The sequence below is a fragment of the Flavobacterium saccharophilum genome (assembly GCF_900142735.1).
GTDB lineage: Bacteria > Bacteroidota > Bacteroidia > Flavobacteriales > Flavobacteriaceae > Flavobacterium > Flavobacterium saccharophilum.
Genome location: NZ_FRBY01000001.1, coordinates 59,914 through 85,567 on the forward strand (window position 1 = coordinate 59,914; position 25,654 = coordinate 85,567).

A 25,654-nucleotide genomic window follows, 5' to 3' on the forward strand; every position below is an offset into this window, starting at 1 on the left:
AAAATTGGAATTTTATAAAAAAATAGCAGCATATACAAAATGAGAGTATTTAAATTTGGAGGAGCATCAGTAAAAGATGCAGATGGAATTAAAAACGTTTATGACGTTTTGCAAAAAGTAGGTTACGAAGATGTGATTTTGGTCGTTTCGGCGATGGGAAAAACAACAAATGCTCTTGAGGTTGTGATCAAGAATTATTTTGATAAATCGCCAGAGTTGAATTCATCTGTACAGGAAATTAAGAAATATCACAATCAAATATTATTAGATTTATTTGAGGATGAAAAACACGCTGTTTTTGCAGCTGTAAAGGATCAATTCACAGAATTAGAATATTTTTTAGCGCATAATAAATCTCCAAATTACAATTTTGTTTACGATCAGATTGTGAGTTTTGGAGAGTTGATTTCGACTACAATTTTAAGTCATTTCATGAATTTCATGGGAATTAAAACGCAATGGCTTGATGTTCGTAACTTCATTAAAACCAATGCAAACTATCGTGATGCTGAAGTTGACTGGGAAACTACACAACAACTTATCAGCAAAAATGTGCCAAGAAAACAATTAAATATCACACAAGGATTTTTAGGTGCAGATGAAAACAATTTCACAACCACTTTAGGCCGTGAAGGTTCTGATTATACTGCAGGAATTTTTGCTTATTGCTTAAATGCCGAAAGTGTAACAATCTGGAAAGACGTTCCCGGAGTTATGAATGCGGATCCACGTTATTTTGAAAATGCGAGTTTGTTGAATCAGATTTCTTATCGTGAAGCAATCGAATTAGCATTTTACGGAGCGACAGTAATTCACCCAAAAACATTACAACCTTTACAGAAAAAAGAAATTCCTTTGTATGTAAAATCGTTTATCAACCCATTATTAAAAGGAACTTGTGTTTCTAAAGGTGTTGATCTTGAGCCACAATATCCTTGTTTTATCGTAAAAAGAGAACAGCTTTTGATTTCGCTTTCTTCAATTGATTTTTCTTTTATCATGGAAGAAAACATAAGTGAGATTTTTGGTTTATTCCACGAATTCAAAATCAAAGTAAATTTAATTCAGAATTCTGCGATTAGTTTTTCTGTTTGTGTAGAAGATAAATTTGGAAATTTCAATGAATTGAATGCCATTCTTTCTAAAAAATTCAAAGTAGATTTTAATGAAAATGTGACTTTGTACACGATTCGCCATTTTACAGAACAAGCTGCACAAACCGTTGAAGAGAATAAAGAGGTTTTATTGAAACAAGTGAGTAGAGAAACAATGCAGATTGTGACTAAAGAACTCAATTAATATTGCTTTATAAAAGGTAATTATTTCAATTCAAATATATTTATAGAAAGGCTTCACGAATCGTGAAGCCTTTTTTTGAATCTTAACGTGCCCTGTTATTCTCAGTCTGCTCAATTTCTGACTTCTTATAATTTGTTTTCTTCGAATTTCCAAAACTATAGGTTGCCATAAGTCTAAAGTAGTTTGTTGTATAGGTTCTATGATAATATATCTGAGTTTGCCCAACATTATAATCTCCGGAAACCATAAAGTCATCAAAAATATCATTTGCGGTAAAATTCAATTTTAAGGCATCTTTAAAAAAGTTTCTTTCGATTCCTACTGTTATTGTTGAACGGCTGTTATCACTTCCCAAACCATAACTTCTGTCTCCCAAATACCAGGCAAGCACCTGCAGCTTAAAAAGATTCGGAATCGCAAATGTATTATTCGAGTACAAATAAATCTGAGGTTTCACCGGACCCAATTCAAACTCATAAAAATCATCTACGGATTTGGTCAAATTCATGCTTACTGTATTAGTAGAATTCCACCATTTTACATTAAAAGATCTTGAAAGTGAAGTGAAAAACACATGCCCTTTATCAAGATTTAACGATCGTAAAATATAACTGTTTGGAGTATCTCCCCGCAAAGCAGCTCCAGAAATAGGGTCAATTTTATACGTGTAACCTATTTTAAAATCAAACTTTTTATACATTGTGCCAATTTCAAATGCATGAATTTTTTCCGGAAGCAAATCAGGATTTCCTTCGATGGTTGTAAATGGATCCTGATAAATAACATACGGATTTAGGGCTTGGTATCTTGGCCTTGTAATTCTTGAGACGTACGAAAAATGAGCTTTCCAATCTTCAGAAAAATTCATGTTTAAAAGTACGTTGGGAAAAAGATTTCCATAGCTTTTCTCAAATTTTTGAACCCCATTTGCATTCGTATACAAATTATATTTGGTCCACTCACCTCTTGCTCCTATAGAAAAATCAAACTTGTCACCAATTGAACTTCCGTAGTTAAAATAGGCCGCACCAATACGCTCCTGATATTTAAAATCACTAGATAGTTCGTCATCAAACTCAAAGTTCATATCAGCTGCGTCTGCAATCAAAAAATCTGTAGCTGATTTTATGGTCGCATAACTATACTTAGCTCCCGTTTCTAGTCTGCTGTCTTCTTTAATTTTTTTCGAATAATCGACCTGAGTCGCTACTATTTTTATGGTATTGCCAACATTATTCTTAAGATACTTTTGCGTATTAACCTCATTTACCAAACCATTTTCATCAATAAAATCTCTGACGGTTCCGTTATAATTGGAATATTGCGATCCTATAAATAATGATGACCCTTTTTTATCCGTTATTGCATTATAATTTAAATTCACAAACTGATTCAGCAGAACGTCATTTTTATCAATATCAGTCGCATAAAAACTATTCCCTGAATTATTTTCGATTGCATTTCGGCTTTCAACAACTCCACCCAAATCTTCAATATTACCGCTAAAGGCAAGTGAAATGTAATTCTTTTCAGAAAATGTATATTGAACTCCAAATCCGAAATTAGAATAATTATTAAACTGACGCTTCCAATCTGTGGTCAATTCTGATTTCATAAATTCTTCGGGGTTTGGCCGGGTTCTGGTCGTGTACAAGAGTTCTCTCCCCTTTCCTAATTGCAAGCCATAATTGGTTATAAAAGAAAAATTTCCTTTTGTGTAATTAAAATCAAGCAGTGTATTGGTACTTGTCCCTGCAAAATCAGAAACTGTTACTTGCTGAGTTGCCGTTCCCATAATTCCATTTTCAATATTTTTTTTGGTAATAATATTAATTACCGCTTTTCCCTCGGCATCATACTTTGAGGAAGGATTTGGAATCAATTCAATTTTAGAAATTTGAGAAATCGGAATTGCAGCAAACCTTTCGTAGTTAATCAATATTCCGTTAAGGTAAATGATCGCTTCTCCTTTTCCCAGTACACTAATTTGCCCTTCCGCAACAGTTACGTTTGGAACCCTGCTTAATAATTCATTTACAGAACTACTGGTCGAAAGCAGTGTGTTGACCACATTTACTTCGATCGTTCCGTTTGAAGAATACTTTACTAACTGGGTCTGTTTTTTAATGACAACCTCATTCAACTCATTATTCTTGACGACAATCTTATCTGAAGTAGTTTGTGCTGTCTGTGCCTTTACTCCTGTCGAATACAAGAGGAGACTGTAAATAGAGAAAAAAATTGAAACTTTGAATTTCATAAATTTTAGCGATTATAAATTTGACTTTTATGAGACAAAAGTCAATCGAAAATCGCTAAATGAAGTCGCCGAAAAAGGAATCAGGAGTACGGATTTATAAATCAATACTCTGTTTAATCGTTATAAAACCTGCAATTGGTAGTTTAAAGGTGTTTTTCCGGTATGTTTTTTAAACGCAGCAAAAAAAGCTGATTTAGAATTAAAACCTACATCATAACCTACAGCTTCTAAAGTAAATTTATCACTTGATTTTATAATTTCGCAGGCTTCGTTTATTCTGAACTCGTTGATAAAACTCGTAAAATTCTTTCCCAGATTATTATTTAAAAACTGTGAGAGTTGGTGGCTTGAAATGTTTACTTCCTTAGCCAAATCCTGTAAAGTTAAATTAGAGTTTTTAAACAGTTCTTTCTCAATCATTACATTTTCCAATTTCTGAGATAAAATTGCTGCTTCTGTCGGATCTATTTTCTTTCCAGAATATTTCTGATTATTCAAAAGAAACAAATCGTCTGTCTTTTTTCGGTATAAAAGAATCGAAATAATTAAGTACAAAATAAAAGAAAAAACGACTGCACCACTGATATAAGTTGCACCCGGAGCTCCCATTATGGATAGAAAATAAAAAAGAAATAATAAAAAATTCCCTAGAAAAAGCATTCCAAACCAGGTTTCTGCCGGAGTTGCTTTGTGCTTTCTGCTTATGATTTTTACCAATATATCTTTGATTACAAAACCTGAAAAAACAATGTAAACAAACCATTGAAAATAAATAATTCTTATAAAATAAAAGCGCCAGAGTTTTGGGTACTCTTCATACGGAAATATAACACCTACAGTAATAATAAGAATCGCCCAGAAGAAAAATGTAAGTTTCCAGGATTTCGGCATTATATTGATTTCTTCAATTGCCGATTTAAGAAAATAATACAAACAAGGGCCAATAAAAAAGCAAGCCGTAAGCCCAAATTGTAAATACATTTTTGGCAAACCCGAATCAAAATACACAAATACAGATTTCCCGATTCGTATGCTTAGGGCGAATAAAAGTGCTCCAAGGAAATAATTGGTCAGGTACTTTTTCTTTGTAAAGAAGAAGAAATAAACGCCTAAAATAATTCCGTTAAAAACTCCCAAAGCACTAAAAAAGAATAAAAGCTCCTTTCCTGTATCCATGATTTAAGTTTATTTTATCCCGACAAAGCTAAAAAAAATTACGGCTATTGGTGTTTTTTATTCGCTTTCAAATCTTTAATTATCTTTTTCAGATCTTTTATTCGTTTTTCGTATTGTTCAATTATAGTATCTGATATTTGAATATTACTACCAGAAGAAGATACTTCTTTTTGATTCGTTTCTATATTCAATAAATCTTCCGGGGTTACATCAAAAATCTTGCAGATTTTAAACATATGATTTGCCCACGAACCACTTTCCCCACTTTCCATTCTGGCATAAGCCGATTGCGATATATGGAGATAATCTGCCGCTTCTTCTTGCGACATATTTTTATTTTTTCTCAGTAATTTGAGTTTATTCCCTATCAGAATATTCATAATTCACATTATTTTCCATTCAAAACAATAGAGGACACTTTAATAAATATATACTCACAAAAAACAACTTATTTTTAAAAGAAAAAAAACAACAAATAACATAATTACCCGATAATCGCATAATACAAGCGTTTACAAAACTGTAATTTAGCCTGATAAGAAAACTTTATATGTTAAATAACGAACCCGAAAATCAGGACAAATGGCAAAACGATCCGGACAACTGGATCTGGGGATTTTTTTATTATAACCCTGAAGATAGCCGGTTATTTCCACCTAAACGAATTAAACAATTAGGATGGACGATAAATTTCGCCAATCCAAATGCTGTCTTTTTAGTCATCGTCTTAATTGCCATCGCTTTTATTTTTTCATAAATGTCAAATTAGTAAGCCACTGTCATTCCTGAAAACATGAAATTACATCTTTTAAAATATAGTGTTGCAATTCTTTTCTGCGCCTACTTAGCTTACTTTTTTTACCACTCCTGTCACGATACAAATAATATTAAAATGATAATTTCAATTATTCTGACGGTTTCATTTTTTATTTTAATGATAAATCAAATAAGGAATACCAGATAATTTTTGGTCTGGCATTTTCATTTTTACAAATAGTATTTCTTTCTAAAGAGCGAAACTCTACATCCAAAATTTCCCAATTATAAATACTACTTTTGGCTTTTTAGAGTTAAAGTATTTATGTTAAAAAAATTACTGTTTTTAACGATTATCCTCTGGTTTTCTGGACTTCATGCCCAGGAAACAGAATCAGCGTATAAAACTAAAAAAGTAATAGCAACGCGCGATACCATTCACCTCGAAGAATTCAGTATTAATTCGAGTTTTTTTCAGCTTTTAAATACCAAAAACGAGCCCATCGATTCCACCTTTTATAAAATCGATTTCCAAAAGGGGACTTTACTTTTAAACGAAAAATTCCCATCAACTTCAGATACTTTAATTGTCAATTACCTAAAATATCCTGATTTCTTAACCAAAGAATATGGTCTTTATAAGGAAAGTCAGGTGGTGAGTAATGATGTTGGAACGGAGAAATTGTATAAAATAGAAAATCCGAACGCGAAAACAGTAACTCCGTTTGATGGCTTGAATACGTCTGGAAGTATTACACGCGGTGTCACGATTGGTAACAATCAGAATACCGTTTTAAATTCCAATCTTGATCTCCAGATTACCGGAAAGATATCAGATAAAGTCAGTTTACGAGCTTCACTTCAGGATAGTAATATTCCGCTGCAGGATGGCGGATATTCTCAAAAGCTGGATCAGTTCGATAATATTTTCATGGAACTTTTTAGCGATGACTGGAACATCCGCGCAGGCGATGTCTTTTTAGAAAACAGAAAAACGCAATTTTTAAGTTTCAATAAAAAGGTGCAGGGACTTTCAACGAGTTTTAATTTTGGTAATGACGAAAGTAAAACCAACGTTTTTGCATCGGTTGCTTTTGTAAAAGGGCAATATGCTAAAAGTACTTTTACCGGACAGGAAGGCAATCAGGGACCCTATAAACTAAAAGGACAAAATGGTGAATTGTATGTTTTGGTTATTTCTGGTTCAGAGAGGGTTTATGTTAACGGCGTTTTACTGAAACGTGGCGAGAACAATGATTATGTAATTGATTATAATGCTGGAGAAATTGTATTTACATCCCTTTTTACGATTACTTCTGAAATGAGAATTAATGTCGAATATCAATATTCAGAACGAAATTACAATCGATTGGTCACGTATGCAGGTGCGACACATGAAAACAAAAACTGGAGTTTTGGCGGTTATCTATATTCTGAAAATGATTTAAAAAATCAGCCTTTGCAACAGAATCTTTCACCAGAACAGGTGCAGATTTTGAGTCAGGCGGGAGATGACCCGACACTTATGACTGCGCCATCTGCCTACGTGGACAAATATGCAGATAACAAAATTCTGTACAGAAAAACATTGGTCAATTCAGTTGAAATCTATGAATATTCCAGCGATTCTAATGAGGTTTTATATAATGTAAAATTTAGCCTTGTTGGAAATAATCTCGGAAATTACATCATTCAAAACAGTAATACAGTCGAACGAATTTTTGAATATATTGTTCCTGTGAATGGAATTCCACAAGGAAATTATGAACCAATCGTACAATTGGTTTCGCCAATAAAAATTCAGGTTGCCACTTTTTTAGGAAAATACAATCCTGACGAAAAAACGAATGTTGATTTTGAAATTGCCATGAGCAACAACGATAAAAATTTATTTTCTGGTATCGACGATGCAAATAATGATGGAATCGCGCTTAAAACTAATATCAAAAAACGACTTTTTACCCGAAATTGGACTTTAGACGGATTTGCGAATTATCAATTCGTGCAGGAAGATTTTAGATCTGTGGAGCGTTTGTACAACATTGAATTTAACCGTGACTGGAATTTAAACACTACTCTTTTTGGAAATCAAAGTCTATTGGTAACCGGTTTGAATTTTAATTTGTTTGCTAAAAAAGAAACTTCGAACATTGGTTTATTTACGTATCAATTCGAAAAATTAGATTACACAGAAAGTTATACGGGAGCACGCCATACCACAACGGCCTTTTTTAAATTAAATAAATGGACGATTGAAAATCAAGGTAGTTTCCTGAATTCTGATGCCACAACTTCGACTTCAAAATTCATTAGAAATCAGGCCAGAACTAAATATCATTTTGGAAAAAACTGGATTGGCGCAAGTTTTCAAATTGAAGACAATCAGGAAAAAGATAAAGTTACCAATCAGTTTTCGGCCCTGAGCCAAAGATTTTCAGAATATGGTGCTTTTATCGGTCGTGGAGACAGTACGAAAGTTTTTGTGGAGTTAGGTTTTCTACAACGCCGCAATGACAGTTTGCAAAATGGATTATTGCAACATGTCAACAACTCGCAAACGTATTTTTTAAAATCAAAACTAATTCAGAATAAAACAACAGATTTAGCTGTTTACGCGAGTTACAGAACTTTAGATTTTACGGATACTTCGAGAAAAAACGAACCTTCTTTAAATTCCAGAATTCTATATAACGATCGTTTTTTTAATCAGTTGATACAACTCGGAACCGCTTACGAAACAAGTTCAGGAACTATCGCTCAACAGGAATTCACTTATATTGAAGTTCCAACCGGTCAGGGAGTTTATACGTGGAACGATTATAACGGCAACGGAATTCAGGAATTGGAAGAGTTTGAAATCGCACAATTTTCGGATCAGGCCAGGTTTATCAGGATCTTTTTGCCGAATCAGGTTTACATCAAAACCAATCAAAATAAATTTTCGCAATCTGTGACTTTGAATCCTTTGCAATGGCAAAATGAAGAAGGATTTAAAAAATTGGTCTCCTATTTTTACAATCAGACTTCCTTTATCATGGATCGAAAAGTAAAAAGTGAAGGAGAACGTTTAGAACTGAATCCGTTTGCTTCTTCTGAAGAAAATATTTTGGGATTAAATTCGAGTTTCAGAAACAGTTTATTTTACAATAGAGGGAAACAGAAACATTCGGTTACGTATTCTTATCTTGTGAATAAAGGAAAAAATCTGCTTTCGGTTGGTTCACAAACGGTCAAAAATAACTCACATCAATTACAATACACACATTTGTATCAAAAAAGCTGGTTGTTTAATTTCTTTACCAAAACCATTAAAACCGATTTAGTTTCAGAAGATTTTGTCGAAAAAAACTATGATTTAAAAGGATATCAGTTGGCGCCAAAAATCAGTTATTTGTTTTCAAAAAACACCAGTTTAGATTTCTTTTATGAATTTCAGAACAAAGAAAATCAAATTGGAAATTTAGAAACTTTACGCCAAAACCGACTTGGAACGTCCTTTTCTTATGCGGGTGAAAAAAAAGTTACGGTAAACGGAGAGTTTTCTTTCTATGAAAATAAATTTGATGGAAATGAATTTTCATCTGTAGGTTTTCAGATGTTGGAAGGGCTTCAGGCTGGACAGAACTTAGTATGGAAATTGCTTTTGCAAAAAAACATCACACAGTTTTTAGACATAAATTTAAACTATCAGGGCCGTAAAAGTGAGACTGGTGCAACGGTTCATACCGGAAACGTTCAGCTTCGTGCTTATTTTTAAGGCTTTACGAAAAAGCTACTAATAAATTGATTAATTTTAATTGAAATTTAAACTCTTAACCTCATGAAAAAATTATTTTTATTATGTTTTCTAGTTGTTTTGTCTGGTAATTTTTATGCGCAGGAAACTGCAACCACAACAAAAGCCAAGAGTGAAGCAACGGCAAAAAAGAAAAAAGCTGATGCCGATAAAGCAGCAGCCGATGCAAAAAAAGAATCAACAAAAGCGAAAAAATCGGCAGATGATGCAACTGCAGCAGCATCAAAAGCGAAAAAAGAATCAGCAAGCTCCACTAAAAAAACAGCAGACAAAGAAGCTGCCAAAGCAAAAAAATCAGCAGATGACGCAACTGTAGCGGCATCAAAAGCTAAAAAAGAAGCAGCAAGCGCAACGAAAAAATCTGCAGACAAAGAAGCAGCAAAAGCTACAAGCAGTGCTGATAAAGCTAAAAAATCTGCAGCCAGCGCCGATGCAGCCGCAACAAAAGCTAAAAAAGAGGCAACTGCAACTAAAAAAACAGCTAGTAAAACTCTAAAAGAAACAAACGAAAAAGCACCATCCGTTCCGGATAAAGTAACGGGGGAATACAATGGTAAAAAAGTATACACAGGTCCAAGAGGCGGAAAATACTACATTAATAAAAACGGAAATAAAACTTATATTCAGGATTAGAGGAAGGTACTAAGGTGCTGAGGTACTAAGGTTCTGAGATTGTAATACAACACTGGAAAGCCGAACATACAGTTCGGCTTTTTTGTTTGTTAAGCAAAAAAACTTAGAGCCTCAGCCCCTTAGTATCTTAGAACCTTAAATAAAATATACAGTTAATAATTTAGTAATGTGTGCGAAATACCATAAAAAACATATTTCTTTATCTTCGTTTTTAAAAAGCGTTAAACTATGAGCATTGACTATTCTGCGAACAAAACAATTTTAGTTGCTCCATTAAACTGGGGATTAGGCCATGCCACAAGATGTATCCCGATTATTAAAGCGCTTCAAGAAAATAATTTTATTCCTATTATTGCTTCTGATGGAGTTGCACTTGCTTTACTTCGAAAAGAATTTCCTTACATACAAACCTTAGAATTACCTTCTTATCATATTGAATATGCTAAAAATGGTAAAAATTTCAAATGGAAACTGATTAAGAATCTTCCAAAGATGATTACAGCCATTCTGGATGAGAAAAAAATAGTGAATTCCTGGATTAAAAAACATGGGATTGACGGCATTATTTCAGACAATCGTTTGGGTGTTTTTAGCAGAAGAATTCCATCTGTTTTTATGACGCATCAATTGAACGTGATGACTGGAAACACCACTTGGTTTACCAGCAAATGTCATCAGCATATTATTAAAAAATATACCGAATGCTGGATTCCGGATACTAATGAAGCAACCAATCTGACTGGTGAATTAGGACATTTAAAAAACAGTGACCTGAATTTAAAATACATTGGTCCGTTAAGCAGAATGCGCCAAAAGGAAACGCCAAAAGTATACGACTTGATGGTTATTTTATCCGGACCGGAACCTCAACGTACTTATCTGGATGAGAAATTACAAAAGGAAATCGTAAACTTTAAAGGCAATGTTGTTTTTGTACAGGGAATTGTAGAGAAAACCCAAAACAAATGGCAAGCCGGAAATGTTACCTATTATAATTTCATGAACTCAAAACAACTGGAACAAACTTTTAATGAGAGTGAATTTGTGCTGTGTCGTTCAGGTTATACAACGGTTATGGATTTGGCAAAATTGGGTAAAAAAGCTTTTTTTATTCCAACTCCGGGACAATATGAGCAGGAATATCTGGCTATTAAACTTCAGGAAGAGAATTTGGTACCGTACGCAATGCAAGACGACTTTACCATTGAAGATCTTTCAAAAGTAAAGTCGTTTAAAGGTTTGTCTCAATTTAAAAATGATATTGATTGGGACAAGTTATTTTCTGTTTTCGAAGACTAGCTTAGAAATTAAACTGTGCTTGTAATCTTAGTAAATTACCTTCTTGTCTGTTAATAGGGCGTGCACTGTCTTCAAAAGTTCTGTCGGCAATAACATATTCTGCAGTTAATTCAAATGCTTTGATTGGTTGCCATTCGATACCAAATTGGTAATCTCTCACGACGTAACTTCTTGCATCTTTTTCATATTTTTTGCCTCCATCATAATATTGAAATTGGGCATAGGGATAAATATGCTGTTTTTTGATATCCCATTTATAATTCAGTAAAACATATCCTCCATTCAAACTAGATACATCAACTGTTTTTGTTACAGTATTATATCGGGGGCCTTTACCAATATTATATTCGGTTTGGATTCCGAAAGGTTTTGGATACAAAACAAAAGTTGCCCCTACTCTTTCATCCTTTACGTATTTTGGATTATTGACAGTAACGCCTGTAGAAATTTCGTCTGTAAAAGCCCACTTTCCATCATAAGCCTGAATTCCTGGTTCAATAATCTGGCTACCAATTACAAAAGGATAACTTACTCTTGCTACAACATTCAAATCTCTGTTGGCATCAATTTTATTAGCGATTTGTCCATTATAAACTCCAAAGGCAAAAACTCCAAAATCGCCTGAACCTTTATAACCATCTTTTACTAGCATTTCAAAACGTTCTCTGATTTCTGCGGGAGCCCAATAAAAAATCACCCCCAAATCACGTTCATTTGCTATTGAACTGTTTATACCATCAGCACGGTCTAAAGTTAAACGCTGTGAACTAGACTGCATGTTTATGAACCCATACGGAATTTTACTTTGCCCTACACGAACACGATATTCCCTTTTCTTATCAAAAGAAAGATCAAAATATAAATCACGAATTTGAACGAAATTTTGAATTCCAGTTACTGGTGAACTGGCGAAATCAGGTTGGAAATAGAAGAAAACATTAGGATGAACCTGTCCTGAAAAGACTAAACGAGCACGACGAATAAAAAGTCCATTGTTTGCTTTTGCGTCTGGAGCGGTTGAAGTTGTTCCCCAGGATTTGTCACATTGGTCGCAAGCAACTTTATCGTTTGTCGAAAACAAACCATTGTAACGAACTTGTGCATAACCTCTTAATGATATTTTATCATACCAATGCTCTTCGACCCCACCGCCAGATTTAGTTTCCGGAAGTTTTGCTTTATTGATGGAATCGAGAAGTCGAACTACTTCTTTTTTTACATCTTCTTTACTTAGTTCTTGTGCATTTGAGACACAAGCCAATAGCAGCAAAATTGCTAAAAGTTTTATTTTCATTATTTCTTTTTTCTTTGACACTCAATTTCGGGTGCAAAGATGTAACCATCTATGTTAAGAAATCATTAACAGGATGTTACCATTATAAGAATATTTGTTTCGAAATAGTTAGGCAATTATTATTGAGCTCAATATGCCTTATTCTACGTGACTTTATGCTAACTGAACTTACAATTATTTAACCTCAGCTTTTACTGTTTTATTCGCTTTTTCGAGTGTAAAGGAGAATTCAGAACCAATTCCGAATTCACTTTCTACATAAACTTTCTCTTTATGCGCTTCAATAATGTGTTTTACAATCGCTAAACCTAAACCAGAACCACCTTCAGATCGGGTTCCGCTTTTATCTACTCTGTAAAAACGTTCAAAAAGTCTTGGGATATTTTGTTTTTCAACACCTTCACCATTATCACTAATACGGATTAGGACTTTTTTCTTGGTTAAATTCACAACACCCACTTCGGTCAGACCACCGTCTTTTCCGTATTTGATAGAATTTACGATCAAGTTTTCAAGAACTTGCTGAATTCTGTCCTGATCTCCACGAATAATAACTGATTTTACATTTCGGCTTTCAAAAGCCAGTTTGATTTTCTTTTTGTCCGCTTTCATTTCTAACAGATCAAAAACATTCTGAATTAATTCTACAATATCAAAATCGGTAATGTTCAAATCCAGATCACCAGATTCTAGTTTGGTAATCATATCTAAATCTTCGACGATGTAGATAAGACGCTCCACTCCTTTTTCAGCACGTTTTAAATATTTTTTTCGGATGTTTTTATCATCCATCGCACCATCCAATAGAGTAGAAACATAACCCTGAACAGTAAACAAAGGTGTTTTAAGTTCGTGCGAAACGTTTCCTAAAAACTCTCTACGGTATTGTTCACGAATTTCGAGCATTTCGATTTCCAGCTTTTTATCGGTAGCAAACTTTTTCACTTCTCGCGAAAGCGTTTCCATATCGGTAGTAATAGGTTGGTTGATCAATGTAGTGGATTCTAATAAAGAAACCTCATCGTAGATTTTTTTCACTCTTCTATAGATAAAGCGTTCTACACGATATTGCAGAACCAAAAAAGAGAAAATATAAATTGACAAAATAAAAATTATTCCAAAAGCGATCTGATGATTCAATTGGCCTTTATAAAATAACGACATTAACATCAGTACGAATGCAGTAGCAAAAAGGCTTATGTATAATGCCGATTTTACAGCAAACTTGTATGTTTTTTTAAAATTAATTTTCATTGATATTATTTAACCATTAAGAGATTAAGAAAAAATAAGCTTAACTCAAAAACCATATAAGAAATTGAAGATCATATAAATGTAATGAACTTCAATTTCTTATATGGTTTAAATTTATTGAATGTTTTTAAAACAATTTGAATCCGTTTAAATCTTAACCAACATTCCAGCGTTGCACTAAAACCTTAGCGACTTAGTATCTTAGAACCTTAGTATCTTTAAAAAAAACTAAACTTCAAATTTGTATCCTACTCCTTTTATTGTTTTAAAAAGATCTTCTCCAATCTTTTCACGTAGTTTTCTGATGTGAACATCGATTGTTCTTCCTCCTACAACTACCTCATTACCCCAAACTTTATCAAGGATTTCATCTCTTTTAAAAACTTTTCCGGGTTTTGACGCTAATAAGTAAAACAATTCGAATTCTTTTCTTGGTAAAGCAATTTCGACATTACCTTTAATGATCTTATATTCTTCACGGTTAATTTCGATGCCGCCAACGTTTAATGTATCGCTAACTACTTCTTGTTCTTTTAACCTTCTTAACAAAGCCTTTACTTTGCTGACCAATAATTTTGGTTTTATTGGTTTGGTAATATAATCATCTGCACCTGCATCAAAGCCAGCAACTTGAGAATAATCTTCACTTCTTGCTGTTAAAAATGTTATGATAACATTATTTAATTCAGGAATTTTTCTGATGTGCTCGCAGGCTTCCATTCCGTCCATTTCGGCCATCATCACATCCATAATAATTAAGTCCGGCAATTCTTTTTGAGCTTTTGCAATGGCGTCTTTTCCATTTGAAGCTGTTACAATTTGATAGCCTTCCTGAGCAAGGTTATAGCCTACAATTTCCAGGATATCCGGTTCATCGTCAACTAATAAGATCTTGGTTTGTGTTTTTTTCATAAAATAGCAAAAATTGAGTTTTTTTCATCAAATTCTATTCTTCTAAATCCGATGATTTGTAATTGCGATGGTAAATATAACAATAAATCAACGGTTAAAAATTCGTGTTAACGGTAATTTAATTTGGTAACAATTTGATAATCTTCAAGGAACAAAAACATAACAAGTAGCTAACATGAACTTTACAGTACGGTCATTTCTTTGCACAAAAATAAATTAAACACAACACTGAAATGAAATTCAATTTAAAATTTCTATTATTCACATTATTTATCTGTACGATTTCAATCGCACAAAACAAAGGTACAATTTCTGGCTTATTAACAGACAAAGAATCTAACAATCAGCCTTTACCGTTTGCAAATGTCCTACTAAAAGGAACTAACATTAGCGCTAACACAGACATTGACGGAAAATATTCCATAAATGTAAATCCTGGAACTTATACTATTATTTTTAGTTTCGTAGGATATGAATCTGTAGAAAAACCTGTAACTGTTAAAGCAAATGAAACTGTTACTCTTGATCAGGTTCTTTCTTCAGGAGGTTATACTCTTAAAGATGTTGTAGTAAAAAACACTACCAGCAGAGAAAAAGAAACCGCTTTATTATTAGACCAAAAAAATGCTGTTGTTATTAAACAAAGCATCGGGGCACAAGAGATGTCTAGAAAAGGTGTAAGTGATGTTGAAGACGGATTAACTAAAGTTACCGGAATTACAAAAGTAGACGGTAGAGGTTTATTTATAAGAGGACTTGAAGATCGTTACAACAATTTATTGGTTAATGATTTACAAACGCCTTCGAACAGTCCTTTCAAAAAAATAATTCCACTTGATTTGTTTCCAACTGATATTGTAGGTGTTTTAAATATTTACAAAACATTTAACCCAAATATCTCAGGAGATTTTGCAGGAGCTACTGTTAATATCGAAACCAGCCAACCAAAAAACATCACTAAATTGAATGTTGGATTTGGATATACTACAAACAATAATTTAAAGAAATTCCTTCTATCGGATGATGCAAACACAACTATAGGAACTTTTGGACTTTTAGGAAATAAAAGAGAACTTCCATCAGTTTTTGGATCAGTTCCAAGTGGAGTAAAATTATCTCCGGATCAATACCATAATGCTTATGGAGATAAAAACTGGGATGTTGATGAAACTGCCAGTCCGTTAAATTCAAGTATTGGTTTTTTACATTCGCAAAAATTTAGTCTTGAAAAAGAAAGAAACATAAGCTACATCATGTCGGTTAACTTTGACAATAAATACATTTTTAGAGAAGGAGTTGAAAGAACTTTTAACCTTGGTCAGGGTAATTACGACAACAACTTATATAACACAACATATGCTTACCAAACCACTTTTTCCGGTTTAGCAGGTCTAAAATACAAAACAAATCGTTTGAACCTGAACTTCAACACTTTGTTTATTCAGGCTACTGAAAGCAAAATTCAGGATCAGTTAGGTTACACCAACAGTTTGGCAAACGTAACCAACAATCTTATTCGAATGAATCAATTTGAGGAATCTCAATATTGGAATACGCAATTATTTGGTGATTACAAATTGACTGAAGACGGAAAACAAACTATTAAAGCGGGTGGTTCATACGTAAAAACAGGTTTTCAGCAGCCTGACAGAAAATTCATAACAGGTTTAAAACTGAATGATGATGAGATCAATATGTCTTATGGCGGTAACAACTTAAACCGTCAGTATTTAGATGTAAGTGGAAACTTTTATTTCTCGGCTCTTGCAGAGTACAGCATTAAATTTGGTGACAAAGAAAAGATGAACAATCTTACTGTAGGATATAACAATTTCATCAATGACATGGAGTCTAGCTACCGTTTCTTTTCAGGAAAAAGAAGCATTGACAAAAATTACACTGCCGACCTAAATACAATTAGTTCTGAAATTAACCAAGATATCGATAACGGAATCTTGTATGTACAAGAAGAATCAAACGGAGATTATAAAGTAAAATTAAATCAGTTCGTTAATGCTGGTTACTTTAATTTGTATTGGACGTTTGGCGAAAAATTTGATTTAAATGCTGGGTTAAGAGCTGAAAGTTCAACCCGCGAAATTAAATACAGACAATTAGGAGACCCTTTTGGAAGCCCTTACCGAATTAAAACTGACGACAAGCTTGATTTTCTACCATCATTAAATGGTAAATACGCCCTAAATGAGAATAGTAATTTACGTGCTTCTTTAAGCAAAACTATTACAAGACCAGTGGCAATGGAGTTACTTCCTATAAACTACATTAATGCCGATGGGACTTCTGAAAGCGGAAATGCTGATCTATTAAACAGTAACAACTACAATGTTGATTTTAAATACGAATTGTTCCCTAACAGTAAAGAAATTTTTGCTATTGGTGCATTCGGAAAAATGATTGAAAATCCTATTGAAAGAGTTTTTAAACCAACCGCAAATAGTGGTGGTCAGATTACAACTTTCAAAAATTCTGAGCAAGCTATAATTTATGGTGCCGAACTGGAAATGAGTTTACAATTAAGCAGAATTAATGAATCACTTTCGAACTTTACTTTTGGATTTAATACCTCAGTAATGAGCACTGACGTTAAAATTGATTTAACAAAACAAGGAAACGAATTGGAAAACAGTACACATCGTCAACTTCAGGGAGCATCAAACTGGATTATCAACAGTGATTTAAAATACGATTTTACATTGAACAACGCTTGGAAAAACTCAATGACTTTAGTGTATAATGTTTATGGAGACAGAATCTTCGCAGTAGGATCTTCAGGAATTGATAACATTTATGAAAAATCATTTAGCAAATTAGATTTTATCTGGACAAGTAATCTTTCAAAAAATATAGAATTAAAATTTAGTGCAGAAAATTTATTAAATCCTTACTATAAAAAAGAAATAGGAAAAGACAGCACTATAGATATTACTGAAAGTTCATTAATCGTCCGTGATTATAAAAAAGGAGTTGGTTTCTCTGTTAATCTTGGATACACATTTTAATCAAAAAACAAAAAAGAGCCTTACGGCTCTTTTTTGTTTTTTGATTACCTAACATAAAATTTACATACAGCTAATTGTTATATAATACTTTAGTAACAATTAGCTAACTAAATTCAGAAACCTCAATAGTACTTTTGAATCAAATAAATAACACAAAAAAATAATTTTAAAATCATTAAAAAATGAAAAAATTAGTCTTAAGTCTTTCTCTATTAAGCTTGATTTTCGCAAGCTGTTCTTCTAGCGACGACGATGTTGTAACACCTCCAACTACTGGCTCAGGTGAAATTACAGGAGATATTACAGCTTCAAAAACTTTTATCAAAGGAACATATACCCTAAGTGGTACAGTAAGAATAAAAAGTGGTGTAACTTTAACATTCGATGCAGGATCTACTATTACTGCTGATGTAACTAATGGTACTGACGTATTATTAGTAGAAAAAGGAGGTATGCTAAATATTGCAGGTACTGCTGCAGAACCAGTGGTTTTTACAGAAAAATCTAAAACTGCAGGTTCATGGGGTGGAATTATCCTATTTGGTGACGCTCCAATTGTATCAGGAAAAACTGCTGACGGGACACCAATTACTACTGCGACTTCAGAAGATGGTACAAATATCGTTTACGGTGGTACAAATGCTGCGAGTAATAGTGGATCATTAAAATATGTTCGTGTAGAGTATGCTGGTAAGAAAATCCTTGATGGAAATTCAGAAATGAACGGTTTCTCATTCTACGCAGTTGGTTCAGGAACAGTTTTAGAGAACCTAGTAGCTTACAAAGGTGCTGATGACGGTTTCGAATTTTACGGTGGTACTGTAAGTGCTAAAAACTTAATTTCATACGGAAATACAGATGATTCTTTTGACTGGCAAGATGGATGGCAGGGTCAAACAAACACTAACTGGTTTGCGTACCAAACTGGTGCAGGTAATTTCGGAATGGAAATCGAAGCTAAAAGTGTAAACAATTTATTCTTCCCTAAAGTTTCTAACATCACTTTAAGAAGAGCTGCAGGAACTGTAACTGAGGCTGGTGCTGTAACTGAAATTGATGCAATTCAGTTCAAAAAACAAGGAAACGGTGAATATTCAAATATTGTAATTTCTGGATACACTTCAACAGGTGCTGCAGCAGTTAGAATTCAAGATGCTGCTACAAATACTGATCAGGTTTCTGGTGGAAAAATCAAAATCTTAAACGTAAAAGTTGCTGAAACTACAACTCCTTTAACTGGAACTGGTGCTACTGGATTTACAGTGGCTTTCCCAACAGGAAACTTCACAACAAGCACAACTGCAACCGGAGCTGCTTTAACTCCTGGAGCGTGGGCAATTGTTGACGGTGTAAACTTGTTAGAGAAGCTATAATCATCACAATCAAAATGTTAAAAAACATCCTAAATATTTAGGATGTTTTTTTTTGGCGTAATTTTTGAAAACTTTTTTGTACATTTACTGTAACCAAAATAACGCGATGGCAAAAAACTACTTTTATATTACATTCTTATTGGCATTTTTCTTTACTGTAAGTGTTTCGGCACAAGACAGTAAGCAATTACCAAAACCTCAAGAGCCTACAACTATTGAGGGTCTAAGCTTGTATCCTAATCCAGTGACAAACGGAAAGGTTTATATCTCCTCTAAAAATGACTTAGAAAAAGAGGTAATCGTTTTTGATGTTTTAGGCAAAAAAGTAATCCAAACCCATTTGTCTTCAAAAGAATTAAACGTTTCTGATTTGGTTCCCGGTGTTTATATCATCAAAATATACGAACAAGATGCCTCTGCAACCCGAAAGCTCATTATTCGGTAAAACATAAAAAAAAGCTCCTTTTGGGAGCTTTTTTTATTTTACAGTTGCAGTATTCAGTTAAGCATATTGCATTGTAAAACTGAGACTGAAAACCGAGACTGAAAACTAAAAAACAATATCTTTGCAAAAAAAAGTTTTGATCACAGCCAACGATATCTTTACCATTTCGAGTCAGAAACAATTTGAAAAAATAGCACTAAAAGTGTTTCGTTTTCAGCACGAGAATAATAAGGTATATCGCGACTTCTGTGATTTTTTAAAAGTAAACCCACAACAGGTAAAATCTTTGGAACAGATTCCATTTTTACCAATACAGTTTTTCAAAAGCCACGAAGTAGTTTCTAATTCAGATTCTCCTCAGGTTACTTTTACCAGCAGCGGTACAACCGGAATGATCACCAGCCGACATTTAGTTACCGATGTTTCTCTTTATGAAGAAAGCTACCGAAACGGATTTTCTCAGTTTTACGGCAATATCGAAGATTACGTTGTTTTAGCCCTTTTGCCGTCTTATTTGGAGCGCGACGGCTCTTCGTTAATTTACATGGTCGAAGACTTGATAAAACTATCCAATCAGGTCGAGAGCGGGTTTTATTTACACAACCACGATGACCTAATTAAAAAACTGACCGCTTTAGACGAATCAGGACAAAATGTGATTTTAATTGGTGTGACCTACGCTTTATTGGATTTGATCGAAAAACATCAATTCAATCTTCAAAACACCATTATTATGGAAACCGGAGGAATGAAAGGGAAACGTAAAGAAATGATTCGGGAAGAATTGCACGAACAGCTTTGTAAAGGTTTTGGTGTTTCGTCTATTCATTCTGAATATGGAATGACAGAACTTTTGGCACAAGCCTATTCTTTAGGTGAAGGTGTTTTTGAATGCCCGTCCTGGATGCATATTTTAGTTCGCGATCCTGAAGATGCTCTCACTTACGTGAATAATGGAAAAACCGGCGGAATAAATGTTATTGACTTGGCCAATATCAATTCATGTTCTTTTATCGCCACGCAGGATTTGGGCAAAAAATATCCCAACAACTCTTTCGAGGTATTGGGACGTTTTGATAATTCTGATATTCGTGGTTGTAATTTAATGGTTTTGTAATTACACCACTCTAATCACAAAATAATTTTTCTTTCCACTTTGTAATAACACAAACTGATTATTGATTAAGTCGTTTGCTGTTAAAACAAAATCTTCTTTGATTTTCTCTCTGTTTACCGAAATTGAATTTGCTGTTAAGGCACGTCTCGCTTCTCCGTTTGATTTAAAGAAACCTGTTTTTTCATTTAAAACTAAAACGATATCCAATCCATTTTCCAAATCAGCTTTTGCGATTTCAGCCTGTGGCACTCCGTCAAAAACTTCTAAAAAAGTTGCTTCATCCAATTGTTTCAAATCTTCTGCAGTCGAATTTCCAAATAAAATATTCGAAGCCTGAATCGCTTTTTCTAATTCTTCTTTACTGTGAACAAAAATCGTGATTTCTTCAGCCAGTTTCTTTTGCAATACTCTTAAATGCGGAGCCGCTTTGTGCTCTTCGATTAAAGCATCAATTGTATCTTTATCTAAGAAAGTAAAGATTTTAATATATTTTTCAGCATCAACATCTGTTGCGTTTACCCAAAATTGATAGAATTTATATACTGAAGTTTTATCAGCATCCAACCAAACATTTCCACCTTCAGATTTTCCGAATTTAGATCCATCTGCTTTGGTGATTAAAGGCGTTGTTAAAGCAAATGCTTTTGCATTTTCTCCACCCATTCTGCGCACTAATTCTGTTCCTGTGGTAATATTACCCCATTGATCAGAACCTCCCATTTGCAAAAGGCAGCCATTGTTTTTATATAAATGGTAAAAATCGTAACCCTGAATTAATTGGTAGGTAAATTCTGTGAAAGACATTCCTTCACCTTCTCCGCTCAATCTCTTTTTAACAGAATCCTTCGCCATCATGTAATTTACCGTGATACGTTTTCCAACCTCACGTGCAAAATCAATAAAAGAGAATTCTTTCATCCAGTCATAGTTGTTTACCATAACCGGAGCATTTGCTTCTTTTGAATTAAAGTTTAAGAAACGAGACAAAACACTTTTGATTCCAGCTACGTTTTTAGCCAAAGTTTCTTCGTTCAGTAAATTTCTTTCGTCAGATTTTCCAGATGGATCACCAATCATTCCAGTCGCACCACCAACTAAGGCAATTGCTTTATGACCGGTTCTGTTTAAGTGAACCAATAAAATAATCTGAACCATACTGCCAATATGCAGCGAATCTGCCGTTGGATCAAAACCAATATAAGCCGTAGTTACTTCTTTCAGTAATTGTTCTTCCGTTCCAGGCATACTGTCATGATATAACCCACGCCACTTTAATTCTTCAACTAGATTCTTCATTTTTTAAAATAATTTGTGCAAATGTAATCAATGTCAATATGAATATCAAAAAGCAATGTCAATTTCAAAAAACAATTAAAAAACTTTGTCCCTTTGAACCTCTGCACCTTTGCACCTTTAAACCAAAATCGATATATTTACAAAATGGTATTAGTAACTGGAGGAACAGGTTTAGTTGGTGCGCATTTATTACTTCATTTAATTGAAAATGGAGAAAACGTTCGGGCAATTTACCGAAACCTACATAACGTTCAGAAAACAAAATCGGTTTTTGAACTTTATGGAAAAGCAGATTTATTTGAAAAAATTAATTGGCTTGAAGCCGATATTTTAGACGTTCCTTCACTCGAAATTGCTTTTATTGATATTGAATATGTTTATCATTGTGCCGCTTTGATTTCGTTTGATCCAAAAGATGAAGACGGACTCAGAAAGACAAATATTGAAGGAACCGCCAATATGGTTAATTTTTCTTTAGCCAAAGGAATAAAGAAATTCTGCTTTATAAGTTCCATCGCCGCATTAGGAGATATAGCAACTCACGAAACCTATATCACTGAGGAAACAGATTGGAATCCAGAAAAACCACACAGCGATTATGCCATTTCTAAATATGGTGCCGAAATGGAAGTTTGGCGTGCTGTTCAGGAAGGTTTGGATATAATTATTTTAAATCCGGGCGTTATTTTAGCCACAATTCCTACATCAAAAATTTACAATGAAGGAAGCAGTCAGCTTTACATACGAGTTGCTAACGGACTTTCATTTTACACACTCGGAAGTACTGGTTTTGTTAGTGTAAATGATGTTGTCAGAATTGCTTTTGAATTAATGAAAAGCGACATTAAAAATGAACGTTTCACCTTAATTGCAGATAATATTGTTTTTAGGGATATTCTAAATACGATTGCAGAAGTTTTAAAAGTAAAAAAGCCTCGCTTTCATGCAAATCCATTTTTTATGAACTTCTTATGGATTGCCGATGGAATTTTTTCGACTTTGTTTTTTCAGAAAAGGCAAATGACAAAAGCGACTGCAAAAGCCTCTTACTCAAAAAACCTGTATTCGAATGAAAAAATAAAAACCGCTCTGGGAACGGTTTTTCTAGATGTTCATCAATATATAAAAGACACCTCAAAGTTGTAAAAAACTATCTTATTTGTCTTGTTCTTCTTATTGAATCAATATTTATACGTCTTGAAGGTTTCGTTATAGAATCGTTTACATTCGTTTTTACTTTAGGCTTTTTAGCAGCAGCTTTCGCAGCTTTCTTCTCTTCAATTTTTACAACTGAGTCTGCCGCCCGTTGCTGCACCGCTAAACGTTTGCTAATTTCATCAAACATATCCTTGTAGGTATCATAATCAGCCGCATAATAAATATTGCTTTGCGCAAACTGTAAACTATCAACCTTGTATTTTTTTAAAACAAATTTTTTCGGATCGGCATCAATAGAATCTAAAGACAATGGATTTTGGTATTTCATTGCATCCATAAGAGACAAATCATACATAATATCAATCATTTTCCCTTTCTCAATAAGTCTTTTTGGTTCTTTGACCAATTCTTTTTTACAACTTACAGAAAGAAACAAAACCAATATTATAAATACAAAATTCTTCATTTATCCTTTTTATCTATCAAACAATAATCTTTTTCCAGCACGGATATCTTTTACTTTGAAATTATTATAAACCATTTCTCCGTTCACAAAAGTATGCGTGATTCTGGATTTAAAAGTAAAATTTTCAAACGGTGACCAGCCACATTTATATAAAATATTCTCTGGTTTAACACTCCATGGCAAACTTGGATTTACAATTACCAAATCAGCAAAATAACCTTCTTTGATAAAACCTCTTTTTTCGATTTTGAAAATTTTAGCCGGATTATGGCACATTTTCTCGACGATTTTTTCTACTGTAATTTTACCCTGATGATGCGCTTCAAACATTGCTACAACAGCATGTTGCACTAACGGACCTCCGGAAGGCGCTTTTAAATACGACTGCATTTTTTCTTCTTTAGTATGAGGTGCATGATCTGTTGCAATAACATCAATACGACCATCATTCAAAGCTTTCCAAAGTTCAGCACGATCTTCGGCAGTTTTTACCGCAGGATTCCATTTGATAAAATTGCCTTTAGTTTTATAATCTTCATCGGTAAACCAAAGATGATGTACACAAACCTCAGCTGTAATTTTTTTATCTTCTAATGGAATCTTATTGGTAAACAACTCCATTTCTTTTGCCGTCGAAAGGTGAAAAATATGAAGTCTTGCTCCAGTTTTTTTAGCCAAAGCAACCGCTTTTGAAGACGAAATATAACAAGCTTCTGCACTACGAATTAAATGATGCGCCGTTACCGGAATATCATCACCATATTGTTCTTTGTATGCAGCAAGATTATTTTGAATTGTAGTTTCATCTTCACAATGAACTGCAATTAACATTGGCGTACTTGAGAAAATTTTCTCTAAAGTTTCTTCTTTATCAACCAGCATATTTCCGGTTGAAGAACCAAGAAATATTTTAATTCCAGCCACATTTTTTGGATTCGTTTTTAAAACTTCTTCCAAATTATCATTTGTTGCGCCCATCATAAACGAATAATTCGCAAATGATTTTTCGGCAGCAATTTCGTATTTATCTTCCAGAATCTCCTGAGTAACGGCATTCGGAACCGTATTGGGCTGTTCGATAAAAGAAGTAATTCCTCCCGCAACTGCTGCTCTCGATTCTGATTCTATATCTCCTTTGTGTGTTAATCCCGGCTCTCTAAAGTGAACCTGATCATCGATTGCGCCCGGCATTAAATAACTACCTTCGGCATCTATCACTTTACAATCAGATGTTTTTAGGCTGATGCTATCTGAAATTTCAACGATTAAGTCGTTTTCAATCAAAACATCACCTTCAAAAATTGATCCTTCGTTTACAATTTTAGCATTTTTAATTAAAATCCTGTTCATCGCCCTGGCTTTATAATGTATTGAATAATTTTTTTAATCGAAGAGAAATTACTCCTAGTATAGCTTCTTTGATAATGGCGTTGCTCATTTTTGAAACTCCTTTAGTTCGATCCGTAAAAATAATCGGAACTTCTGTTATTTCAAATTTACCACAATATGTTCGATATTTCATTTCAATTTGAAAAGCATAACCAACAAATTTAATTTTGTTCAGATTTATCTTCTCTAAAACTTCTCTCTTATAACAAACAAAACCTGCAGTCGCATCATGAATTTTCATTCCGGTAATGAATTTCACATAAACCGAAGCAAAATAAGACATTAGCACACGACTTAGCGGCCAGTTTACCACATTTACACCCGTTACATAACGAGACCCAATAGCTAATGACGCACCTCCAAAATGACAGGCGTCGTATAATTTTTCGAGATCATTGGGGTTGTGGGAAAAATCGGCATCCATTTCAAAAATGAAATCATAATTGCGTTCCAAAGCCCATTTGAAACCATGAACATAAGCTGTTCCTAAACCTGATTTTTTGGCCCTTTTTTCTAAAAACAATCTTCCAGGATATTCTTCCTGTAATGCAATCACTTTATTTGCAGTGAAATCTGGTGAATTATCATCAATAATTAGAAGATGAAAAGGTTTATGTTGCGAAAGAACAGCTCTAACTATACTTTCAATATTTTCGATTTCGTTGTAAGTGGGAATTATGACAATACAATCATTCATTTTTCTCGGTAATT

General features: G+C 33.7%; 20 protein-coding genes. 10 read left to right on the forward strand and 10 right to left on the reverse strand.

Features of this window, described 5'->3' with window-relative positions; all coding sequences use genetic code 11:
- The first annotated feature begins 39 nt into the window (after positions 1 to 39).
- Positions 40 to 1,299: an aspartate kinase gene (locus tag BUA98_RS00285; RefSeq protein WP_072969690.1), complete on the forward strand. Its 1,260-nt coding sequence runs from the start codon at positions 40 to 42 to the stop codon at positions 1,297 to 1,299.
- 82 nt (positions 1,300 to 1,381) lie between these two features.
- On the opposite strand, the gene BUA98_RS00290 is transcribed toward BUA98_RS00285, so the two are convergent.
- The 3 genes from BUA98_RS00290 to BUA98_RS00300 form a co-directional block, all read right to left on the reverse strand.
- A complete protein-coding gene (locus tag BUA98_RS00290) occupies positions 1,382 to 3,559 on the reverse strand; it encodes an outer membrane beta-barrel family protein (protein WP_072969691.1) in 2,178 nt (725 codons plus the stop codon).
- A gap of 120 nt (positions 3,560 to 3,679) precedes the next feature.
- Positions 3,680 to 4,735: a helix-turn-helix domain-containing protein gene (locus BUA98_RS00295; RefSeq protein ID WP_072969692.1), complete on the reverse strand. Its 1,056-nt coding sequence runs from the start codon at positions 4,733 to 4,735 to the stop codon at positions 3,680 to 3,682.
- A 44-nt stretch (positions 4,736 to 4,779) separates the two neighbouring features.
- Complete coding sequence (locus BUA98_RS00300) at positions 4,780 to 5,115, reverse strand: helix-turn-helix transcriptional regulator (protein ID WP_072969693.1); 336 nt, start codon at positions 5,113 to 5,115, stop codon at positions 4,780 to 4,782.
- Between the two features lie 170 nt (positions 5,116 to 5,285).
- Between BUA98_RS00300 and BUA98_RS00305 the strand changes: the two genes are divergently transcribed.
- The 4 genes from BUA98_RS00305 (at position 5,286) to BUA98_RS00320 (ending at position 11,219) form a co-directional block, all read left to right on the forward strand.
- Positions 5,286 to 5,492 (forward strand): DUF5808 domain-containing protein, encoded by a 207-nt coding sequence (locus BUA98_RS00305; protein WP_072969694.1) that lies wholly within the window; start codon positions 5,286 to 5,288, stop codon positions 5,490 to 5,492.
- Positions 5,493 to 5,816: 324 nt separating this feature from the next.
- Positions 5,817 to 9,248 (forward strand): hypothetical protein, encoded by a 3,432-nt coding sequence (locus tag BUA98_RS00310; protein ID WP_072969695.1) that lies wholly within the window; start codon positions 5,817 to 5,819, stop codon positions 9,246 to 9,248.
- A gap of 63 nt (positions 9,249 to 9,311) precedes the next feature.
- The gene (locus BUA98_RS00315; RefSeq protein ID WP_072969696.1) at positions 9,312 to 9,920 is read left to right on the forward strand and encodes a hypothetical protein; all 609 of its coding nucleotides are present in this window, start codon (positions 9,312 to 9,314) and stop codon (positions 9,918 to 9,920) included.
- 228 nt (positions 9,921 to 10,148) lie between these two features.
- Positions 10,149 to 11,219 (forward strand): glycosyltransferase, encoded by a 1,071-nt coding sequence (locus tag BUA98_RS00320; RefSeq protein WP_072969697.1) that lies wholly within the window; start codon positions 10,149 to 10,151, stop codon positions 11,217 to 11,219.
- A 1-nt stretch (position 11,220) separates the two neighbouring features.
- Here the strand turns inward: BUA98_RS00320 and BUA98_RS00325 are convergent, their stop codons facing one another.
- The 3 genes from BUA98_RS00325 to BUA98_RS00335 all read right to left on the reverse strand — a co-directional run bounded on the left by BUA98_RS00325 (position 11,221) and on the right by BUA98_RS00335 (position 14,679).
- The gene (locus BUA98_RS00325) at positions 11,221 to 12,516 is read right to left on the reverse strand and encodes a porin (RefSeq protein ID WP_072970547.1); all 1,296 of its coding nucleotides are present in this window, start codon (positions 12,514 to 12,516) and stop codon (positions 11,221 to 11,223) included.
- A 171-nt stretch (positions 12,517 to 12,687) separates the two neighbouring features.
- Positions 12,688 to 13,767 carry a sensor histidine kinase gene (locus BUA98_RS00330; RefSeq protein WP_072969698.1) on the reverse strand — a complete coding sequence of 360 codons (1,080 nt, stop codon included), beginning with the start codon at positions 13,765 to 13,767 and terminating at the stop codon, positions 12,688 to 12,690.
- A 228-nt stretch (positions 13,768 to 13,995) separates the two neighbouring features.
- Positions 13,996 to 14,679, reverse strand: a complete 684-nt coding sequence (locus BUA98_RS00335) for a response regulator transcription factor (protein ID WP_026983516.1) — start codon at positions 14,677 to 14,679, stop codon at positions 13,996 to 13,998.
- Between the two features lie 233 nt (positions 14,680 to 14,912).
- On the opposite strand from BUA98_RS00335, the gene BUA98_RS00340 reads away from it, so the two are divergent.
- The 4 genes from BUA98_RS00340 (at position 14,913) to BUA98_RS00355 (ending at position 20,634) form a co-directional block, all read left to right on the forward strand.
- Positions 14,913 to 17,699 (forward strand): TonB-dependent receptor, encoded by a 2,787-nt coding sequence (locus BUA98_RS00340; RefSeq protein WP_072969699.1) that lies wholly within the window; start codon positions 14,913 to 14,915, stop codon positions 17,697 to 17,699.
- Between the two features lie 182 nt (positions 17,700 to 17,881).
- Positions 17,882 to 19,072, forward strand: coding sequence for a hypothetical protein (locus BUA98_RS00345; protein WP_072969700.1), 1,191 nt, complete (start codon positions 17,882 to 17,884; stop codon positions 19,070 to 19,072).
- 106 nt (positions 19,073 to 19,178) lie between these two features.
- Positions 19,179 to 19,517, forward strand: coding sequence for a T9SS type A sorting domain-containing protein (locus BUA98_RS00350; protein WP_072969701.1), 339 nt, complete (start codon positions 19,179 to 19,181; stop codon positions 19,515 to 19,517).
- A 136-nt stretch (positions 19,518 to 19,653) separates the two neighbouring features.
- Positions 19,654 to 20,634, forward strand: coding sequence for a LuxE/PaaK family acyltransferase (locus BUA98_RS00355; protein ID WP_072969702.1), 981 nt, complete (start codon positions 19,654 to 19,656; stop codon positions 20,632 to 20,634).
- On the opposite strand, the gene tyrS is transcribed toward BUA98_RS00355, so the two are convergent.
- The gene (gene tyrS, locus BUA98_RS00360) at positions 20,635 to 21,930 is read right to left on the reverse strand and encodes a tyrosine--tRNA ligase (protein WP_072969703.1); all 1,296 of its coding nucleotides are present in this window, start codon (positions 21,928 to 21,930) and stop codon (positions 20,635 to 20,637) included.
- A 144-nt stretch (positions 21,931 to 22,074) separates the two neighbouring features.
- Here tyrS and BUA98_RS00365 point away from each other — a divergent pair, with 144 nt between their 5' ends.
- Positions 22,075 to 23,076, forward strand: a complete 1,002-nt coding sequence (locus tag BUA98_RS00365) for an NAD-dependent epimerase/dehydratase family protein (protein WP_072969704.1) — start codon at positions 22,075 to 22,077, stop codon at positions 23,074 to 23,076.
- 4 nt (positions 23,077 to 23,080) lie between these two features.
- Here the strand turns inward: BUA98_RS00365 and BUA98_RS00370 are convergent, their stop codons facing one another.
- From BUA98_RS00370 to BUA98_RS00380, 3 genes are read right to left on the reverse strand one after another with little or no spacing between them, the layout of a single operon-like run.
- Complete coding sequence (locus tag BUA98_RS00370; protein ID WP_072969705.1) at positions 23,081 to 23,554, reverse strand: DUF4296 domain-containing protein; 474 nt, start codon at positions 23,552 to 23,554, stop codon at positions 23,081 to 23,083.
- Positions 23,555 to 23,563: 9 nt separating this feature from the next.
- Positions 23,564 to 24,904: a dihydroorotase gene (locus BUA98_RS00375; RefSeq protein ID WP_072969706.1), complete on the reverse strand. Its 1,341-nt coding sequence runs from the start codon at positions 24,902 to 24,904 to the stop codon at positions 23,564 to 23,566.
- A gap of 10 nt (positions 24,905 to 24,914) precedes the next feature.
- Complete coding sequence (locus BUA98_RS00380; RefSeq protein WP_026983525.1) at positions 24,915 to 25,640, reverse strand: polyprenol monophosphomannose synthase; 726 nt, start codon at positions 25,638 to 25,640, stop codon at positions 24,915 to 24,917.
- Positions 25,641 to 25,654 lie beyond the last annotated feature (14 nt).

What these genes read in the sequence shown, in the direction of transcription:
- BUA98_RS00285 (WP_072969690.1), top strand. Translation starts at nt 40, where the DNA reads ATGAGAGTATTTAAATTTGGAGGAGCATCAGTAAAAGATGCAGATGGA.
- BUA98_RS00290 (WP_072969691.1), bottom strand. Translation starts at nt 3,559, where the DNA reads ATGAAATTCAAAGTTTCAATTTTTTTCTCTATTTACAGTCTCCTCTTG.
- BUA98_RS00295 (WP_072969692.1), bottom strand. Translation starts at nt 4,735, where the DNA reads ATGGATACAGGAAAGGAGCTTTTATTCTTTTTTAGTGCTTTGGGAGTT.
- BUA98_RS00300 (WP_072969693.1), bottom strand. Translation starts at nt 5,115, where the DNA reads ATGAATATTCTGATAGGGAATAAACTCAAATTACTGAGAAAAAATAAA.
- BUA98_RS00305 (WP_072969694.1), top strand. Translation starts at nt 5,286, where the DNA reads ATGTTAAATAACGAACCCGAAAATCAGGACAAATGGCAAAACGATCCG.
- BUA98_RS00310 (WP_072969695.1), top strand. Translation starts at nt 5,817, where the DNA reads ATGTTAAAAAAATTACTGTTTTTAACGATTATCCTCTGGTTTTCTGGA.
- BUA98_RS00315 (WP_072969696.1), top strand. Translation starts at nt 9,312, where the DNA reads ATGAAAAAATTATTTTTATTATGTTTTCTAGTTGTTTTGTCTGGTAAT.
- BUA98_RS00320 (WP_072969697.1), top strand. Translation starts at nt 10,149, where the DNA reads ATGAGCATTGACTATTCTGCGAACAAAACAATTTTAGTTGCTCCATTA.
- BUA98_RS00330 (WP_072969698.1), bottom strand. Translation starts at nt 13,767, where the DNA reads ATGAAAATTAATTTTAAAAAAACATACAAGTTTGCTGTAAAATCGGCA.
- BUA98_RS00335 (WP_026983516.1), bottom strand. Translation starts at nt 14,679, where the DNA reads ATGAAAAAAACACAAACCAAGATCTTATTAGTTGACGATGAACCGGAT.
- BUA98_RS00340 (WP_072969699.1), top strand. Translation starts at nt 14,913, where the DNA reads ATGAAATTCAATTTAAAATTTCTATTATTCACATTATTTATCTGTACG.
- BUA98_RS00345 (WP_072969700.1), top strand. Translation starts at nt 17,882, where the DNA reads ATGAAAAAATTAGTCTTAAGTCTTTCTCTATTAAGCTTGATTTTCGCA.
- BUA98_RS00350 (WP_072969701.1), top strand. Translation starts at nt 19,179, where the DNA reads ATGGCAAAAAACTACTTTTATATTACATTCTTATTGGCATTTTTCTTT.
- tyrS (WP_072969703.1), bottom strand. Translation starts at nt 21,930, where the DNA reads ATGAAGAATCTAGTTGAAGAATTAAAGTGGCGTGGGTTATATCATGAC.
- BUA98_RS00365 (WP_072969704.1), top strand. Translation starts at nt 22,075, where the DNA reads ATGGTATTAGTAACTGGAGGAACAGGTTTAGTTGGTGCGCATTTATTA.
- BUA98_RS00370 (WP_072969705.1), bottom strand. Translation starts at nt 23,554, where the DNA reads ATGAAGAATTTTGTATTTATAATATTGGTTTTGTTTCTTTCTGTAAGT.
- BUA98_RS00375 (WP_072969706.1), bottom strand. Translation starts at nt 24,904, where the DNA reads ATGAACAGGATTTTAATTAAAAATGCTAAAATTGTAAACGAAGGATCA.
- BUA98_RS00380 (WP_026983525.1), bottom strand. Translation starts at nt 25,640, where the DNA reads ATGAATGATTGTATTGTCATAATTCCCACTTACAACGAAATCGAAAAT.